Source organism: Halobacillus sp. B29 (assembly GCF_052246755.1).
GTDB classification, from domain to species: domain Bacteria; phylum Bacillota; class Bacilli; order Bacillales; family Halobacillaceae; genus Halobacillus; species Halobacillus halophilus.
Window position 1 is genome coordinate 100,399 of record NZ_JBQQCM010000001.1, and the last position, 16,852, is coordinate 117,250.

Below are 16,852 nucleotides of genomic sequence, written 5' to 3' on the forward strand. Positions count from 1 at the left end.
AGTGTAAAATAGTCATGAAGAAACCCCGATTGACGGAGGTCTGTAATTTCTATTTAGCTGATAATTCGGCTTCTGTAACCCACTTATGATTGGTCACTTCTTGTCCGCTGTCCGTGTCTGTATAGTCCACCATATAAACAGTTGTTTCTTCGGCAGATTCCACTTGGGCTTTAGCTCCACTCATTCCGTCACTATGGTCTGCATTTACGGTTACTTCTGAACCCGGATCTAACTTTTTCTGGGAAGGATCTTTTACTTCTTCATGAATGATCCATTTATGATTCTCCACTTTGTCACCAGTGATAGAGGATGCATAAGATACGCTGTAAGCGGTGGTTTGATAGGCTCCTGTTATCGTTGCTTCTGCTCCATTCATTCCAGGCATATGCTCAGCGTTAATCTCAGCCTTACTCCCTGGAGGATAGGCTGGGTTTTCAGCTTCGCGCAAACCTTTAGGCAGTTCACCCGAACCGGAATGATCCATGCCGGCATGTTCATCGTGAGTGGATTCTGAAGAAGCACTTTCTGTGCTTTTTGGCGAATCATTGGTCTGCTCAGCATTGCTGCAAGCACCTAACAATAGAACTGAGGAAAAGATGAGACTCCCTATAGCGAATGTTGTACGTTTCATAATTTTCCCCCTTCAAGAAAAAAACTTTTAATAGATATAGATAAAAGATACCCCGGGCACGTATGTGTATTCAATCGTTTTATTCTATATTTTTACAAATGAATGTGCTAGATTTTGCAGTTGTTTTTATCCAGAGAGGGCTGACACTAAAGGGGCGTAGTGTTGTAGAATCGCTATCCGTGGCAGCACACCTTATTGCAGGTATGGGCGGCGCGATAGTTTTCACGGGGCAATAGGGTAGGTTAATGCCGCAATAGAGTGGGTATACATAACAATTGCTGGTACGAGCGCGCCCTAAGTAAGAAAAAGCCACCGGAATCTGTAATCCCGATGGCTCCTATACATAGATCTATTTATTTACCAATGAACATTTGTGTCCAGTAGTTTCCATCTTCTACATAACCGACCCCGATGTGAGTGAAGTTCGGATTCATGATGTTTTTACGGTGCCCTTCACTATTCATCCAGCCCTGGACTACTTGCTCAGGAGAAGTATGGCCCATAGCGATATTTTCACCAGCTGTACGATAGTCGATGCCATAGTCTTTTAACATATCAAACGGAGATCCGTAGGTTGGGCTGGTGTGGGAAAAGTAGTCATTTTTCTGCATATCAAGAGACTTGTCTCCCGCGACAGCACTTAACTCTGTATCAAGTTCGAGAGGCTCTAGTCCCTGCTTCGCACGTTCCTGGTTGGTCAGTTCGACGACTTGCTGTTCAAAATCTGAGACTTCAGATTGGTCGGCTTGATCTGTGGTATTTTCTTGAGGAACGGCCTGTTCGGACGGCTGCTCCTGCTGTTCAGGCTGAGCTTCAGGTGCTTGCTGAGCAGGTTCTGCTGGTTCTTCCTTCACAGGTTGTTCCTGAACTGGGGCTTCTGGCTGTTCAGGTTTCTCTTCAGGCTGATTTTGAGTTTGGAATTGCTCCAGAAGAGACTGAATATCCACTTGTTGGATATTTTGACTCTTTAAAGCTTCTTCATTTTGTTGAACCCAGTTCACTACATATTCTATATGAACATTTCCTTGCTGGAATTTATGAGACTCGGTGTCTCCTGATGATGCGAGAGAAATTGCTGGAGAAGCTAGTAGTGATAGTGCAAGAGATCCTGATAGAATCAATGATTTGCCTTTCATACTCGAATTCCTCCTTGAAAGTTATGTTTTTGGAACAATTTCATCCTATCATCTGGTTTTTGTAATAATATTGGATTTTTTTAGTAAGAAAGAGACGAACTTAAATCTGAACATCTCTTAGGGAAAATTATCGCTTCGGCGAAAGCAGATAGATCTTTAATTTTCGGGAAATTTAAGTACTACTATGAAAATAGTAAAATAAATGTTTCTCTGGAATTTTTATCATTTAGTAGTATAAATTAGCGGCGTCAGATGGTTGACAGGGGTTTTAATACCTTGGTTTTTTTACAAATATGTCTGAGATGTTACATCGATCCTATTATAAATTTTAAGAATGACTGCCTAAACAAAAGGGAAGGGAACAGGAGAAAGGATGAGGCTAATGAAATTAGAAGGAAAAATAGCACTAGTTACAGGTGGATCAAGAGGACTTGGGAAAGTCATCAGTAAACAGCTTGCTGCTGAAGGAGCACGAGTGGTGGTGAACTACGGAAGAAATCCGGACCCGGCCAATGAAACCGTGGATGAAATCAGGGGAAAAGACGGAGAAGCCATCGCTGTACAGGCTGATATAACCGATGAGGACTCCGTGGACGAGCTCGTTCGTAAGGTTCAGGAATCATATGGTGAGAATATAGATATTGTCGTTAATAATGCTTCGGGACCTCAGCCGGAGTACTCCCTTGAAGAAAATACTTGGGAAACGTACATGGATCAGCTTCAGTTTTTTGTTAAAGCGCCATTAATTCTAACAAAAGCAGTTATGCCAGGTATGAAGGAGAACCAATACGGCCGTATTATTAATATTGGCAGTGAAGTTGTACAGCTTGGAAATGCCAATTTCTCAAACTATGTAACAGCTAAATCAGCCATGATTGGCATGACCCGTTCCTGGGCAAATGAACTTGGACCGCATGGTATTAATGTAAATCTTGTTAATCCAGGCTTTATTCCTGTAGAGAGACACGGGGAGGTAGATCCTTCTACCCTGGAGGGTTACAGCAGTCAGCTGCCTCTTCGACGTATGGGGAAACCTGAAGACATAGCTAGTTCAGTTGTTTTCTTGGCATCTGATGATTCTCAATTTATTACCGGACAATCGATTTCTGTGAATGGAGGAAATACGTTCGGGGTTTAATGAAGTTCAACTCTTTTTCTAAGTAACCTTTTTCCAAACGGAACGTCTAACTCTATATAGGAGATCAAAATCCATGTATGGGAGGGCGTTCTATGAGACACGGGAAGTTCAGGTTGCTGATGCTCGGAATCCTGCTCGGGGCCGGCGGTTACGGCTGCGAAAATAGACAGCCAATTGAGCCGCCGCAGGAGGATCCTGTAGAAAGCATAGAAGAAGAGGTATTAGAGAACGAAGAATCCTCCACGAATCTACCCGGAGAAAATTCTCGTAAAAGTATGATAGCTAACGATGAGGAAATCATCGAAATGCTGAAAGCTTCTGGTGAGCTTAAAGATAACGCCACGGCAACGGAAATAAAGAAAGCTCTTCAAGGCTACCTCGGAGGCAAAGCTCAATCGAAAAAGAATGAGAATATAAAAAGTGAACCAGAACTGCCCTGAAGGCTGCATAGCCCCTGGGCAAGTGTTGGTTCACTTTTCTTACTTATTTTAACTGGCAGGTGAGCACAGCGCATATGGTTGAGTAGATCAGAGAGGTAGAGAATACGTTCATCTTCTTAGATAATATCTGGTTTATGAAAAAGTCTTATCCGTTAACCCGCCATCGCAAAGTTGCGGCACTGTTGAGCGCAGTGTAAACACATGCGTCCGCATTGCTGTGATAATTCATCGGGATGCTGGAGACAGTGATTGCCGCAAATTTCACATATATGGGCGCACAAGGCGGCCGTTGATTGGGCAAATATGCTGCAGCGGGCGATATACTTTGCAGTTAATGTACAAATATCCGCGCAATCTCTAAGTAATCTCAGTTGTTCTTTCCTGCGAGTTGCTTGTTTCATTTGCAGCACACAGTGTTCCGTGTATTCACATAAAGCTTCACATTCTTGGACCGTGTTTAATACAGACAAGGGCAATCCCTGCGTTTGACCGCCGTAGTATGGTGTATTCGCATGCATATATATAACCTCCAGAAAGTATTAATTTCATAACCTTTTCATCGTATGCAAGAGAAGATGTCTATGTTTCTTAAAAAGACTCCATACACCAATAATGAAAGCTCGGAGTAAAAAATACTCCGAGCTTTTTTATACTGCTAACATCTAGAATGCCCCTGATCCCCCGCCGCTGCCGCCAACACCAGCTCCACCTCCGCCAGCGTTTGCGCTGGCTGCAGCTGCAGCCGAGATGGTTTGGTCCGCCTCGCTGAAGCTTGATTGCAGTGAACCAGCAAGAATAATAAAGAGCATCATATCATGATGGGCAGTCGGTGTGCCTATGTCGATACTGGAGAGTGAGTGGTTTCGAACCTCGGGCTCATTTTCTACTTTTCTATGTCCTGTGCCAATCTCATAAAGAAAAATGCGAAGTTGTTCATCATCAGTTAAAGACCCTCGGTCGCTCTCTGTCTGCAACAGTTTTTTCCATTGCACCTGAATCTTTTTACCTTTAATCGTATGCGGGCGATAAGCAAATGCCGTTACCAGTAACAAGGCTCCAAAAACGATGTATAGGATCATCCAGGGAAACAATTGATAAATACCAAATAGAATGGCAAGGGTTCCAATAAGGGCGGTTAATCCTCTCCATTTGTTCATGCTCTCATAAAGGTTATGAGTCTTTACCTCTTGTTTGACGGCCTTTTTCCATAAGTTGAAATCTTTCTGGTACTGCTCGTGGTTCGATTTGTCAGCGGTGTACGATTGAATATCCTCGAAATGAAATGTACCGTTTCCGCCAACTTCATCAAACAGCCAGGAGAGGAGGATCCTCTCGTGTTCATAGTCTGTATTCCGATGAATAATCAGGAATTCCTGATCCGATTTCTGCTCGACGTATCCTTTCCGGACAAGGTCAAGAATTGCAGCTGTAAGGGAACGGATGGTCAGGCTACGGTGGTTTTGAAAATATAGCGTGGCCGGAAGACTCATTTCTTCTTCAGGAATAAAGGAAAAAGAGTTCAGCTGGCGGTTCACTTCACTCTGGTTCGAACGATAACGGCTGAACGCATAGCCTGCCAGCAATAGTCCGGCAGTTACAAATAAAGCCAGCGCATAAGGTGTAATGCGGTATAACGTATTTCTTCTTTGTTCTTCTGCAGCGGCTTCAGCGGCCAAACTATCTTTTTCCGACTGAATCTCTCCGCTTATTTCTTTGTCAGAAATCGGTTCGGCAGAAAATAGAGAAGCTGGATAAGCTGCTCGCACCGTTGCCTCTTCTCGTTCCAATATTTCTCCTACATTAAACTGGACGGCACCATCTTCTCTCAGTTGCTCGGTTGTATAGGCCTCTTCATAACCAAGAGCCAGTACATCATTCTCCGGGGCAGGCGGGGAGATGGTAATGATCAAACCTCCATGATCAGACTCATGGTTTTCATCAAAAAAAGTCCAATAAAACTGTGCCCGGTCAGCATAAACCTCGACCCCATCCTCAATCAGATAGGTTAAGGTAACTGTAATGGTTTCATCCTTACCACTTCGGTATATTTTGTAGGTCTGATCTTCGCGTTCCACCTTTAATTTCTGTTCTTTCTCATATGCTTGTACGTTTGTGATTTTGGTACCTGTTTTTGCATGTAAGGTTCGGGTTATACCGTTAAACTCTCCGTTAAAAGCATACGTATGCTTTTCTTCCACTCTCACATCTCCATTTTCCTGAAGCTCAGTGTCAATGATGGTTTTTGGAATGGAATACTCCACAGCCAGCGCCGGGAGAGGAAGCACGAGAATAATAACTGCGGCAAATAGGATGGGAAGTATTTTTTTCATAATCATCCACCTTCTTTCCTCTTAGTAATACGCTGTTCCAAACGAATAAGTTTCATAAAAAAATGTTTTAGTCCAAGTTGATTTTTGGAAGTAACAGTAATATACTACATTACAACACTAATGCACCAATTCAGAGAGGAAGGGGAGCATGTGATTCTTAACACCGACGGAACGAAGCCGATTTACTTGCAGATAGCTGAATGGATCGAAAATGAAATCCTAAACGGCGATCTGCCGGAGGATGAGAAGGTTTATTCTCAATATAAGCTTGCGGATATGTATAACATAAATCCGGCGACAGCCGCCAAAGGACTCACGAAGCTTGCGGAAGAGGGAATTCTTTATGATAAGCGAGGAATTGGAAAGTTCGTGTCCTCCGAGGCGATAAAAATCATCAAGGACAAGCGAAAAAACCATACACTAAAGAGTATGGTCGAGGATCTTATTCAAGAGGCTGAACGGCTCGATATGGCAGAAACAGAACTTATTTCACTGATAAAGGAAACAAGAAGTAGAAACAAAGGGGGAGAAGAATGAACATCATTGAATGCAGGCAATTAACGAAAGCTTACCGGGGGTTTAAAGCTCTGGATCAGCTTTCCTGCACAATTGGAGAGAATAAACTGGTTGGACTGGTCGGAAGAAATGGTGCAGGTAAGACAACACTCATGAAGATTTTAAGCGGCATGCTTAAGGAAACATCCGGAGAAGTGAAAGTATTTTCTCACCGCCCGTTTAACAGTCTGCTCGTATCTGCCAATTCTATCTTTATTGACGACCAAATGAACTTTCCAACAGCTCTTTCCCTGTCAGACATTCTGGTGGAGGCCGGCGAGTTTTATGAACATTGGAATGAGGAACTGGCATGGCATTTATTTGGTTACTTTGGGTTTCATAAAAAGGAATACCATAAAAATCTATCAAAAGGGAAAGAAAGCACCTTCAATATGATTGTCGGACTTGCGGCCCGCTGTCCACTAACTATATTTGATGAACCGACTACAGGCATGGATGCGGCCGTTCGCAAGGATTTTTACCGAATATTACTTAAAGACTATCTCGCTTATCCACGCACGATCCTCCTATCCACCCATCATTTAGAAGAAGTGGAAGATCAATTGGAAGAGGTGCTGCTGCTGGACCAGGGGGAGAAAGTACTTCACATGTCGATCGAAGAGTTGAGAGAGCTTGCGATAGGGTTGATAGGGAAGAGTGAAATACTGGCACCGTATATCGCTGACCTCAAAACCATTTATACGGAACCGTTTGGGATGGGTGACGAGTATATCGTTACAAGAAATAATTTTTCTGAGAAAGAGAAACTGGAAATGAAGCGTGAAGGAATTCAATTTTCAGGCGTTTCCGCGAGTGATCTATGTATCTACTTAACTTCTTCAGAATCTCAAAAAGGGGGGACTTTAGATGACATCCTTAACTGAAGTAAGCACCAGGGAGGTGATTGGGAAACAATATCACTATAAACTGAAAGCTTATATGGGGATTCTCACCTCTCTCGTTACTGTGCAATTGCTAGGACTGTTGTTCTCGTTGAATGGCGTCGGTTCTCGAAGCCTTGGTACCTTTGGTCTGGACCTCAATATTAATTATTATTCAGCGGATATGATCATCATTTTCACCTTTTTCTGGGGCTTCATGAGTGCCCTTCTTTTGACCACGAAAGCTTATCGGGAGGATGATTTTGCTTTTATTACCAACCGCTTCAGCAGCAACATGTCTTCCGTTGCTTTCATCGCTACAGTAAGTGTTATCGGCGGTCTGACTGCAATAATGGCCGGTTTCTTACTTAAAGTGGTAGTCTATTTTATTTTAGGAAACAAGGAGGTTATAGGCACAGGGCTCGCGTCCGGACCGTTAACGTTTACTGAGGGTGTGTTGGCTATAATTCTGCTCGTTTTCCTGTTCAGTTCTCTTGGTTATTTAGCCGGGATCATGGTCCAGATTCACCGAGTGTTTGTGGTTTTGCTTCCTGTCTTGTTTTTTGGAGGACTTCAGTATTTATCCAGCACAGAAAACTGGAATCTTCCAGCGTTCATGTTTGAATTCTATTTTCAAGAATCTTTGTTTCTACTATTTGCAGCTAAAGTAGTGGCAAGTGCAGCCCTTGTCTTCACGATTGCGTTGTGGATTTCGGACCAATTGGAGGTGAAGAAATGATGGACGCTCTATTGATTGGTCTTCTGCCCATTACGTTCTTTATAGTTTTATTCGGGTCTTTAATTGTAATGAATTATAGAAAAAGCAAAGCTCGAAGTACCCACTTGTCAGCTAAGACCCCGCTATGGGTATTTGGAGGCTATGTGTGCCTCCTGCTCGTTAGCTTTATTCTCTTTTTCTTTATCCCTGATCAGAACATAAGCTCCGATAACAGTGAGGGGAATATTTCAGAAACAGGAAGAGAGCTCTATCAAAAAGCTCTAGCGGGTAAAGTTACGGATATAAATGAGAAATACCTGCGAAAAGAGTGGAGCTTTGATTATGAGTATGAGCGGCTTGAGATTGGCGAAGAAATTGAAGCACCGAGCGCACTTACTATTGTGGTGGACCAAACAAACGATAGTGAGCAAATTACGGCTGCTTTTTATTCAACCCCGGCTTCTCTCCAGGGAACAGTGCTGAATCATGATTTACCGCTTAGGATCGGGATGGCAGACCAACGCCTGAATCTTCTTCTCGCTCAAACGACCGACCGTACATTTACTGTTTTTAGTCCGGCGTTTCCATTCACCCAGTTTACGGAGGAAAAGGATGGTATGATGGAAGCAGAGATGGAGTGGGGCACTTATATCTTGTATGTGAGCGTTCCTAAGGACATTAATGTGTCTTCGGATTACCATTCTGTGGAATATGTAAAGAAATAAAAGAAAAGTCCTGATTCGCGGGGCTTTTTCTTATTTAGGTTTTATTTTTGGGTTTTATTAAACGGAAAAAGACTTATTAAACTATAGGTCCGTTTAGTTGAAGACTCAGTTTCGAGATATCTTAGGTCCGTTGCTGATATAGAGAGGAGCTGGCTGCGGAAACAACTCGCTTTCCTGCGGCCCTACAAGACGTAAGGTCGATCGACGTTGCCACAGGACGTGGCGACTTTAGTCGATCCTCTTTTTCAGGAGCCTCCTTCTCCCGTTGGAGTCTCCTTGTTTCCTCCGCCACCCTATGATTGAGGAGTGAACGGCACCTTGTATAAGAGAGATAATCGTTTTGGATCAGCCTTCAACCCTTATATATCAAGGGTTGTACAATTAAATAAGCTAGATATTTTTTTGCTTTCCAGTTAATTTTAGCAGGCATTTTTGGTGGATTTCGAGTTTCTGATTCGGCCAGGTCCGGAGGGGGATGAACATGATCGGTGAGATCCCGCAGCGCTGTTAAGCCCGAGGAAGCTCAGCACAGAAGAGGAGGTTCGACTAAGAACGCCACTTCGTGTGGCAACGTCGAACGACCCTGCGTCGTGCAGGGCCGGAAAGCGAAATCATCCCCCGCAGGATCTTCTGCTCAACAAACATCTCGAAATCAAGTCTTCAACAAACGGAAGCTTAACTGTAATATGGACGCCGGGCTTTAACCGGGCCATTATTTAAAACGAAGCAGGTCTCCTTTGATAATGTGATCGGACAATTTAAGCTTTTCACGTGCCTTTTCCCGGCCTTCTTTGCAATGCGAAGCATTTACAGGCTGGCTGCTGTCTGTTTTATAACAAATGCCATCCTGGAAGAGGTAGGAAGGCTTAATAAAATCGCCATCACGGAAAGCGACAAACTCTTCTTTTTCGCCAGCTAGAAGATTCTGGCTGAAACTCATGTAATCTTCTGTTTGCTTCCCGAGCAAATGGAGAACAGTCGAGCGAATGTCAATTTGCCCGCCTAACGTATCAAATGTTTTACCTTCCATTCCAGGAATATGAATAAGCAGAGGAACACGCTGGTTCGTGGTATGAGAAAGCGCCGTATCGGGCTGATCAAGAAGCTCATGTACCCCGTCTTCATATTCCTTAGAGATACCGTAATGGTCCCCGAACAGCACAAACATCGTATCCTCATACATCCCTTCTTCTTTTAAAGACTGAAAGAGCTGACGAATCGATTCATCCAAGTACCGAACCGTAGTTAAGTACCGATTTACAACCGGCTCCGATGTATCCGCAAGAGGAAGGCTGCGGTCCTTCTCGTCCAGTAAAAAAGGAAAGTGATTCGTAAGGGTAATAAACTTCGTCATATAAGGCTCATTTAATTGCTTCATATACGGGATCGATTGTCTAAAAAAAGATTTATCCTCTATTCCGTAATTAATCTGGTTTTCTTCGTTAATCTCATAATCCTGTTTGGAAATAAACTGGTCATAGCCCAGGGAATCATACATTTGCTCCCGATTCCAAAACGTTCTTACGTTTCCGTGAAAAACAGTAGTCTGATAGTCTTTCAAAAGTTCTGGCAGGCCGTTAAACGTATTATTGGGCCGGCGTACGAAGACAGAACCACCGTCGAGCGGATATAAGCCAGTATCCACCATGAATTCTGCGTCCGAGCTTTTGCCTTGAGAAGCCTGATCGTACAGGTTGGAAAAGTAAAGACTATCATCTTTTAATTGATTTAAAAAAGGAGTAACGGGTACGCCCTTTACGTCGGTATCAATCACGAAGTTTTGTACGGATTCCAGTGTGATAAATACTACATTCTTTCCCTCTGCCAGGCCAAACCATTCTGTCTTTAAAGAGTCTTTTTCTGATACAAACTCTTCTACAGACCCATCAGCCGATTCGTCCGCCGTAACCTTCTGCAGCGGGGCAGTGATGCTGTAGGCAATATCAAACCATTGATACGCATAGATGCTGATCGAGGTCACGACTTTATCACGGTTATAGTTTTCCTGAAATAGGTGGGGAGAATGCCACCAGGAAGCTGCTAGGAGAACAAGTGTAATACCCGCCGCACTTCCCGCGTATTGCTTTTTCTCCTTAGATGGAATCGTGAAGGGTCCTCTCTTAATTAACCACCAGCCAATTACAACTAAGTCAATAACAAAAAACAAATCCCAAGGTGAAATAAGCGTCCATGTACTCTGACTAAGTCCTCCCACGTTTCCTACCTGAAGCAAAATAGGAAGGGTGAGAAAGTCTTCATAAAAACGATAATAAATTAAATGAGCATAAAGGAAAAAGGTGGTTAAAAACATTAATCCTATTAATACCCATGGATGCAGGCGTTTGAAAAAGAAAAATGAGAGCCCGAACCAAAGCAGCAGGGGCCCGAGCGAGCTGAAAATTAACAACAAATGATCGATGAGTCCAGGCGGCGACATCTGGAAAGCAACATACATAACGGCTGTTGTTTTCAGCCAGTAAAACAAGGCAATCCAATAGGCTTTTTTCACGACTGCTTCACCTTTAGGAGATTTTCAGAACTCAAGACACGGTTTATAACTTCCCCGAGCCGAAGGAGGTGGTTTGAATCCACGTCACCCATCAGCGCAATCTGTACCCAGTTTCGTCTAGCCAAATAGCTGCTTTCGTAGTTAATGAAAATCCCGTTTTTCTTTAACCTGTCCCCAAATCTCTGCTGGGAAATGTAATCCGGGAGGGCAATTGTAACAATCCCGTTTGAATACCTGTGATCACCAAGAACCTTTAATCCCTGGTTACCCAGCACGTTTCGAAGTTCCATCATGAACGCCCCAAGAGGACGTTCATCGACCGAAGATAGAGATGCCTCAAGAGCATGAACCAGGTTGGTAGAGTGGGTGTAAGGGATGCTCTGATTCGAATCGTAAACGCCAAGGTCCAGGTATTTTGGAATATCCGGGTCCGGTACCGGTGCATAGTTGTGAAAGACAATCGCAAGTCCGGGGAAAGAGGCAAGAGCTTTCCCGCTGACACTGGAAGCAATATGAACACCAGAAAGATCAAGCGGATCGGCGCCAAGGGAGCTGCAGGCATCAAGACATAGCTTTACATTTTCAGACTCTGCTATTTTTTTCAGTTCTTCAACATCAAACAAATACCCGGTCGAAGTTTCGCAATGGACACACCAGATCCATCCAATGGAAGGGTGTTCTTTCAGAAAGTCACGAACACGGTTCAAATTGACTGGATCGTTCCACGCTTTCTGCATCCTGTAAAAATCAAGCCCTGTCCGGTGGGCATGGTCCATCAGCCGGTCGCCGAATTCACCATTTGAGAGAATCAGGCCTGTTCGGTCCAACTGTTTAATCTGCTGGGCAACGACGTCATTAGCAAGTGTTCCTGTACCTACGGACACCGTGACGTATCTGGCATTTGTCCGCTCTGTAAGCGAGTTACGCACCTTTTTCATTCGCTCGATAAAAGCTCCGGTTCGATGAGACAGGGGAGTGGCTGCCAATGCCTCTTTCACTTCATTTTTTACAGGTACTGGCCCAGATAGAAACGAAATCGGTTCATATCGGGCCAATATCCGGTGGAAGGCCTGGGTAGCTTTGACAAAGCGGTCCTTCGTGAGTTTCATCGGCTGGAATTTAGCTCCTTCCTGACCTGTCATGGGGCCAAAAGGTTCAAAACCTAACTTCAGGTACAGCTTCCATTCACGTTCCGTTCCAGAGATTAAGGCTGCATCGTAGTTCTCCCTGAGACAGTATCGAATCAATTGGTCAATGAGTCCGAAGAAAACAGAGCCTTTCCGGAATTCCGGGTTGATCGACAGCAGACGAATTTCGCAGGGAGCCTCAACATCATGTAAGTAGCTGTCCAGATTAGGTAGTTTTTGATCGAGAGAAAAAGGACGTGTGGCACGGACGGCGATCATGCCTATAATTTTTTCATCTTGTTTAGCAATGATATATGTATTTTCGTCGTGAAAACGATCCACCAGCTTGCGGTTGTCATTCTCTTCATGCTGGGGGATTTCTTCTACAAACGTTTGATAGTTCAATTCATGAATTTGTCTGTATTCTTCCTTTGAGTCAGCAGTTTTATATTGAATAGACTGTTTTGTCATATCTGTTCCTCCTTTATTGACAAACGGGGGTGTACAGGGAGGGTATGGGCTATAACGACCAGGCAGTATCCAATACCCAGGCATAGGCCAACCCATAGGTCCCCCTGCCAGATCGTCATAAGCGGGGGAATTGCCATTGCGGGAATCATTACTTTTGAAAATGGCATAGGGGTAATACTTGCTATGAAGGCGATAAGACCGAATAGAAGCAGGCCCAGGAGTTCAAGCATCAGAAGGGCTGCTAAATAGACGACTATCCCCTTACCGCCACTTCCTTTTAAAAGCAGCGGCCATATATGCCCTGTAATTAAGGCGATAACTGAGATTCCAACGATGATGGGTGAGGCCGATAAGTATAGGATTAGGCTTAAAGGCAGAATTATTTTTAGTGCATCAATAACCACCGTCCATACAAAAGCCGGCTTCCCCAATACACGTCCTGCGTTTCTTGCCCCGCCCGTGCCACTTCCAAGAGTACGGATGTCCGCACCTTTCTGCCATTTGGTCACCATATAGGCTCCGTTTATATTTGCAATGAAGTAGCAAATCACGATCCACACTTTACAACACCTTCCTGTCTGCTCATATTTTACCATCTTGAAGTTCCTGGTAAAGGGAGAAGGTGACGAAAACCGTCAGAATTTCTTCTTTTTTAGAATTTTTCTTTATTAAATCTCAATATCGCATGTTAAAGATAAGCTCCCTTTTCTGGAAGACTTGATTTCGAGATATTGGTTATGAGAAAGGTCCTCCGGGGGACGATTTCGCTTTCCGCGGGCATGGGCTGAGCCTCCTCGAGCAAGCTCTGCGGGGTCTCACCGATCATGTTCATCCCGCTCTTACCCTTTAGGAAGTTGCAAACGTCAATCATGTCCTAAACGACGTGTAGTGCTCTCCAGCTTCAGCACCTAGCGGCTAGTGAGACTTCCCTCACTTCTGTACGATAAGGCAACATCGAATCGCTCCGCTCTTCGTGTTTTCTTTATCTCCGCCAGCTCAGTCCAGTCCATACGACGCTGAGCAAGGTGCTTCCGCTTTTAAAATAGGAGTCTGCATCGTCCCCCTCCGGACCTTGCGATATATGGAGCTCGAAATCATGTTTGAAAAATCTCAAAATCGAGTCTTCCACAAACCGGCCATTTAGTTTAATAAGCTGTGGGAAGGTGGCCGGTTTGTTTCTTAATATGTACCCCCACTTCCCTTTGACAAACCTCTTGAAAGCGCACAATAGATGCAGTTTAAAGCCTCTCGTGGTGCATCGTTTGGCAAGGTTATGAGGAGCGGGCAGTGCTGGGATAAATCTTCCCCTTCCATTCACACATCTAGGCAGGGGCACATATGATTGCCATAGAGGTGGTGAAGAGTGAAGAAAAGACTTAACAATATAGAACATGATCCGCTCACGGTTGAAAAAGAAGAATGGAAAAGACGACAGTTGAAAAGCCGGTTAAAGCAGCTACTTACCATATCATCACCGATCTTTATCCTGATTTTATGGGAGTTTTTATCGCGAACCGGCCTAGTGGATGCACGGTTTTTTCCGCCTCCCACAGAAATTGTAGGCACGTTTATTACGATGGGGACAAGTGGTGAATTATTTGAACATATAGGAATATCACTGTTTCGCATAATGGCAGGATTTTTGCTTGGCGTGATCCCGGCCATCATTCTTGGACTGCTGATGGGTCTGTATTCTCCGCTCAGGCATTTTTTCTCCCCGTTAATTATGGCCCTTATGCCGATTCCAACGCTTGCTTTATTACCAATTATTTTAATTCTGTTCGGAATAGGAGAAGTATCGAAAATTGTTACCATCGCCGGGAGTGTATTTTTTCCGGTTATTATCAATACCGTTGCCGGGGTTATAACTATTGATCGTATTTATTTAGACGTAGCCCGGAACTATGGAGCGAATTCCCGTCAGTTCTTTTTTAAAATCGCACTTCCCGGCGCTTTACCCGTCATGATTGAAGGAATCCAGATGGGGCAGGCCATTGCTCTTCTTACAATAGTGGCTGCTGAAATGATGGGCGCGAATTCCGGGATTGGTTATCTAATCTGGACGTCCTATAACGCCTTTTTGTTAAAAGAAATGTATGTCGGCCTGGTGCTGATTTCATTCTTTGGCTACTTGTTCTCATTAATTCTGAGAGGATGCCAAAACAAACTGCTGCCATGGAGATAAACGAAGGAGGAGGTCTATGAGTACCCCTGCAAAGATTTCAATTCGTGATTTAACGAAGGTGTTTTACAAAAAAGGTTCTAGTGTCACCGCTTTAAAAGGGGTGAATCTAGATATTAAAGACGGGGAATTTGTCTGTCTTCTTGGTCCAAGCGGCTGTGGGAAAACGACCCTGCTCAGAATTCTGGCAGGGCTTGAAACTCCAAGCACCGGGGAGTTTATCATTTCCCGGGAAAAGGAGGAACGCCCGCTTCAGTCTATGGTTTTTCAGGAACGCGGTGTGATTCCATGGCTGACTGTCAGAGAAAATGTGGCGTTTGGTTTGAAGATGAGACATCTTCCCAAAGGCTATATTAAGGAGCGGACGGATTACTACTTAGAAAAAGTAGGGCTTGAGCAATTTTCTACTCTTTATCCAAAAGAACTTTCCGGTGGGATGAAGCAGCGGGTCAGTATTGCACGGGCGTTTGCTAATGATCCGGAAATTCTTCTGATGGATGAACCGTTCGCTGCCTTAGATGAACAAAACAAGTTTATTTTGCAGGAAGAGCTATTAAGTATTTGGAGTGAAACCAAAAAGACGGTCTTATTTATTACTCACAGCATTGACGAAGCTTTATTATTGAGCGACCGTATTGTGCTTATGAGCTCACAGCCTGGCACACTTGTGAAGGAAAAAAGGATCGACATGCCGCGACCACGTACGATGGAAGAGGTGAGGGCAAACGCCGATCTTGCTTCAAGTTTTGTGGAAATCTGGACGCATCTTCAGGATGAGGTTCAAGGATCAAGAATGTAGGAAGGGGAAACATTATGAAAAAGTTGGGCATCTTTCTTATTCCAATTATGTTTTTCGTTTTACTGATCGGCGGGTGTGGTTCGGAGACCACTAAAGAGAAAGAGGTAGGTATTCCTCCTGAAACGTCCGGTGACCATCCTTCTGGGGATCTCGCGCCGCTTGATAAAAAAGCAACGGTCATTATTGCAGAAGATGGAGCAGCTTCCGGAGCGGGATTTTATATTGCGAAGGAAAAAGGTTATTTTGATGATTACAATATTGATGTAAAGTTCACTCAATTTGCGAACAGTGATGATATGCTTCCTGCCCTTGCTGCCGGTGAAATCGATATAGCGGGAGGCGTTTCTACAGCATCCTTTTTCAACGCCATCGCTCAGGGAATTGATGTAAAAATCATTGCAGATAAAGGCCATTACATTAAAGGAGATTCGTATTTCTCTTTTGTGATCCGGGAAGAATTAAAGGATGAGATTAAAGGCTATTCAGATCTAAAAGGAAAAAGGTTGGCTGTTTCCTCGCAAAACGCTGTTGATGATTATATCTACCGGTCTATGCTAGAACATGCGGGTTTAAACGAAAGTGATGTAGAATTCGTGCTAATGTCTGACTTTGGCAACATGCTGGCAGCTATGGGGAATGGCTCTATTGACGCAGCGCTTCAAATTGAACCGCTGATCACACAGGGAATAGAACAGGGACTTCATGTTCGCCTCGGCGATGCTACTGACTTCGCACCAGATGCACAAATTGCCATGGTGCTTGGATCTCCAGAATTCATTGAGCAGGAAACCGACGTATCGCTTCGTTTCATGGCCGCTTATTTAAAAGGGGTACGTGATTACAATGACGCCTTTATTAAGGGAGAAGGAAAAGAGGAAGTCATTGATATCATGACCAAACATACGGCCTTAAAAGACCCTGCGCTGTGGGAAAAAGTAGCCATTACTGGACTTGATCCAAACGGACGGATGTTTACAGAGGATATCAAGAAACAGTATGAGATGTATAAAGAGAATGGAGCCATTCGCGGCGAGTTTGATTTTGAAACATCAATAGATACATCTATGACCGAAAAAGCGGTCGAGGTGCTTGGTGAATATAAGTAAGAAGCTGAAGTGAGAGGGGTTCCTCTCACTTTTTGCTTTATAAGTAAGACATCCACTATAGATTCCCCTATAATAGAAGGGAAAGTGTAATAGAGAGGAGAGAA

Annotated in this window: 15 protein-coding genes; 9 read left to right on the forward strand and 6 right to left on the reverse strand. The window is 43.9% G+C overall.

The genetic code is table 11. The features are described 5' to 3' along the window. Positions 1-49: 49 nt before the first annotated feature. Positions 50-631, reverse strand: a complete 582-nt coding sequence (locus ACTWP7_RS00460) for a YdhK family protein (RefSeq protein WP_443121563.1) — start codon at positions 629-631, stop codon at positions 50-52. A 353-nt stretch (positions 632-984) separates the two neighbouring features. Next, positions 985-1,767, reverse strand: a complete 783-nt coding sequence (locus ACTWP7_RS00465; protein WP_443121564.1) for a CAP domain-containing protein — start codon at positions 1,765-1,767, stop codon at positions 985-987. A 382-nt stretch (positions 1,768-2,149) separates the two neighbouring features. Between ACTWP7_RS00465 and ACTWP7_RS00470 the strand changes: the two genes are divergently transcribed. Further along, a complete protein-coding gene (locus ACTWP7_RS00470) occupies positions 2,150-2,905 on the forward strand; it encodes an SDR family NAD(P)-dependent oxidoreductase (RefSeq protein WP_443121565.1) in 756 nt (251 codons plus the stop codon). A 92-nt stretch (positions 2,906-2,997) separates the two neighbouring features. Beyond that, the gene (locus ACTWP7_RS00475) at positions 2,998-3,345 is read left to right on the forward strand and encodes a hypothetical protein (RefSeq protein WP_443121566.1); all 348 of its coding nucleotides are present in this window, start codon (positions 2,998-3,000) and stop codon (positions 3,343-3,345) included. 662 nt (positions 3,346-4,007) lie between these two features. Here the strand turns inward: ACTWP7_RS00475 and ACTWP7_RS00480 are convergent. Beyond that, complete coding sequence (locus tag ACTWP7_RS00480; protein WP_443121567.1) at positions 4,008-5,675, reverse strand: DUF2207 domain-containing protein; 1,668 nt, start codon at positions 5,673-5,675, stop codon at positions 4,008-4,010. Between the two features lie 150 nt (positions 5,676-5,825). Between ACTWP7_RS00480 and ACTWP7_RS00485 the strand changes: the two genes are divergently transcribed. From ACTWP7_RS00485 to ACTWP7_RS00500, 4 genes are read left to right on the forward strand one after another with little or no spacing between them, the layout of a single operon-like run. Further along, positions 5,826-6,212 (forward strand): GntR family transcriptional regulator, encoded by a 387-nt coding sequence (locus ACTWP7_RS00485; RefSeq protein WP_443121866.1) that lies wholly within the window; start codon positions 5,826-5,828, stop codon positions 6,210-6,212. Further along, a complete protein-coding gene (locus ACTWP7_RS00490; protein WP_443121568.1) occupies positions 6,209-7,114 on the forward strand; it encodes an ATP-binding cassette domain-containing protein in 906 nt (301 codons plus the stop codon). Before ACTWP7_RS00485 ends, ACTWP7_RS00490 begins: the two co-directional genes overlap by 4 nt. Continuing rightward, entirely contained in the window at positions 7,098-7,850 is a 753-nt protein-coding gene (locus tag ACTWP7_RS00495) for a hypothetical protein (protein WP_443121569.1), read from the forward strand. Before ACTWP7_RS00490 ends, ACTWP7_RS00495 begins: the two co-directional genes overlap by 17 nt. Further along, positions 7,847-8,554: a hypothetical protein gene (locus ACTWP7_RS00500; protein WP_443121570.1), complete on the forward strand. Its 708-nt coding sequence runs from the start codon at positions 7,847-7,849 to the stop codon at positions 8,552-8,554. The genes ACTWP7_RS00495 and ACTWP7_RS00500 overlap by 4 nt, the downstream gene beginning before the upstream one ends. Before the next feature lie 712 nt (positions 8,555-9,266). On the opposite strand, the gene ACTWP7_RS00505 is transcribed toward ACTWP7_RS00500, so the two are convergent. From ACTWP7_RS00505 to ACTWP7_RS00515, 3 genes are read right to left on the reverse strand one after another with little or no spacing between them, the layout of a single operon-like run. Continuing rightward, on the reverse strand, positions 9,267-11,063 hold the full coding sequence (locus tag ACTWP7_RS00505) for an LTA synthase family protein (protein ID WP_443121571.1): 1,797 nt from the start codon (positions 11,061-11,063) through the stop codon (positions 9,267-9,269). Next, complete coding sequence (locus ACTWP7_RS00510; RefSeq protein WP_443121572.1) at positions 11,060-12,661, reverse strand: GNAT family N-acetyltransferase; 1,602 nt, start codon at positions 12,659-12,661, stop codon at positions 11,060-11,062. The genes ACTWP7_RS00505 and ACTWP7_RS00510 overlap by 4 nt, the downstream gene beginning before the upstream one ends. Further along, a complete protein-coding gene (locus tag ACTWP7_RS00515) occupies positions 12,658-13,221 on the reverse strand; it encodes a glycerol-3-phosphate acyltransferase (RefSeq protein ID WP_443121573.1) in 564 nt (187 codons plus the stop codon). The genes ACTWP7_RS00510 and ACTWP7_RS00515 overlap by 4 nt, the downstream gene beginning before the upstream one ends. Before the next feature lie 803 nt (positions 13,222-14,024). Here ACTWP7_RS00515 and ACTWP7_RS00520 point away from each other — a divergent pair. The 3 genes from ACTWP7_RS00520 to ACTWP7_RS00530 are packed head-to-tail and all read left to right on the forward strand — an operon-like array spanning position 14,025 to position 16,748. Next, entirely contained in the window at positions 14,025-14,846 is an 822-nt protein-coding gene (locus tag ACTWP7_RS00520) for an ABC transporter permease (RefSeq protein WP_443121574.1), read from the forward strand. A gap of 16 nt (positions 14,847-14,862) precedes the next feature. Beyond that, a complete protein-coding gene (locus tag ACTWP7_RS00525; protein ID WP_443121575.1) occupies positions 14,863-15,642 on the forward strand; it encodes an ABC transporter ATP-binding protein in 780 nt (259 codons plus the stop codon). A gap of 14 nt (positions 15,643-15,656) precedes the next feature. Next, positions 15,657-16,748, forward strand: a complete 1,092-nt coding sequence (locus ACTWP7_RS00530; RefSeq protein WP_443121576.1) for an ABC transporter substrate-binding protein — start codon at positions 15,657-15,659, stop codon at positions 16,746-16,748. The last annotated feature ends 104 nt before the right edge of the window (positions 16,749-16,852 follow it).

Excerpts from the sequence above, each read along its gene's own strand:
- ACTWP7_RS00510 (WP_443121572.1), bottom strand. The coding sequence starts at position 12,661 with ATGACAAAACAGTCTATTCAATATAAAACTGCTGACTCAAAGGAAGAA.
- ACTWP7_RS00480 (WP_443121567.1), bottom strand. The coding sequence starts at position 5,675 with ATGAAAAAAATACTTCCCATCCTATTTGCCGCAGTTATTATTCTCGTG.
- ACTWP7_RS00470 (WP_443121565.1), top strand. The coding sequence starts at position 2,150 with ATGAAATTAGAAGGAAAAATAGCACTAGTTACAGGTGGATCAAGAGGA.
- ACTWP7_RS00500 (WP_443121570.1), top strand. The coding sequence starts at position 7,847 with ATGATGGACGCTCTATTGATTGGTCTTCTGCCCATTACGTTCTTTATA.
- ACTWP7_RS00475 (WP_443121566.1), top strand. The coding sequence starts at position 2,998 with ATGAGACACGGGAAGTTCAGGTTGCTGATGCTCGGAATCCTGCTCGGG.
- ACTWP7_RS00495 (WP_443121569.1), top strand. The coding sequence starts at position 7,098 with ATGACATCCTTAACTGAAGTAAGCACCAGGGAGGTGATTGGGAAACAA.
- ACTWP7_RS00465 (WP_443121564.1), bottom strand. The coding sequence starts at position 1,767 with ATGAAAGGCAAATCATTGATTCTATCAGGATCTCTTGCACTATCACTA.
- ACTWP7_RS00530 (WP_443121576.1), top strand. The coding sequence starts at position 15,657 with ATGAAAAAGTTGGGCATCTTTCTTATTCCAATTATGTTTTTCGTTTTA.
- ACTWP7_RS00525 (WP_443121575.1), top strand. The coding sequence starts at position 14,863 with ATGAGTACCCCTGCAAAGATTTCAATTCGTGATTTAACGAAGGTGTTT.
- ACTWP7_RS00490 (WP_443121568.1), top strand. The coding sequence starts at position 6,209 with ATGAACATCATTGAATGCAGGCAATTAACGAAAGCTTACCGGGGGTTT.
- ACTWP7_RS00460 (WP_443121563.1), bottom strand. The coding sequence starts at position 631 with ATGAAACGTACAACATTCGCTATAGGGAGTCTCATCTTTTCCTCAGTT.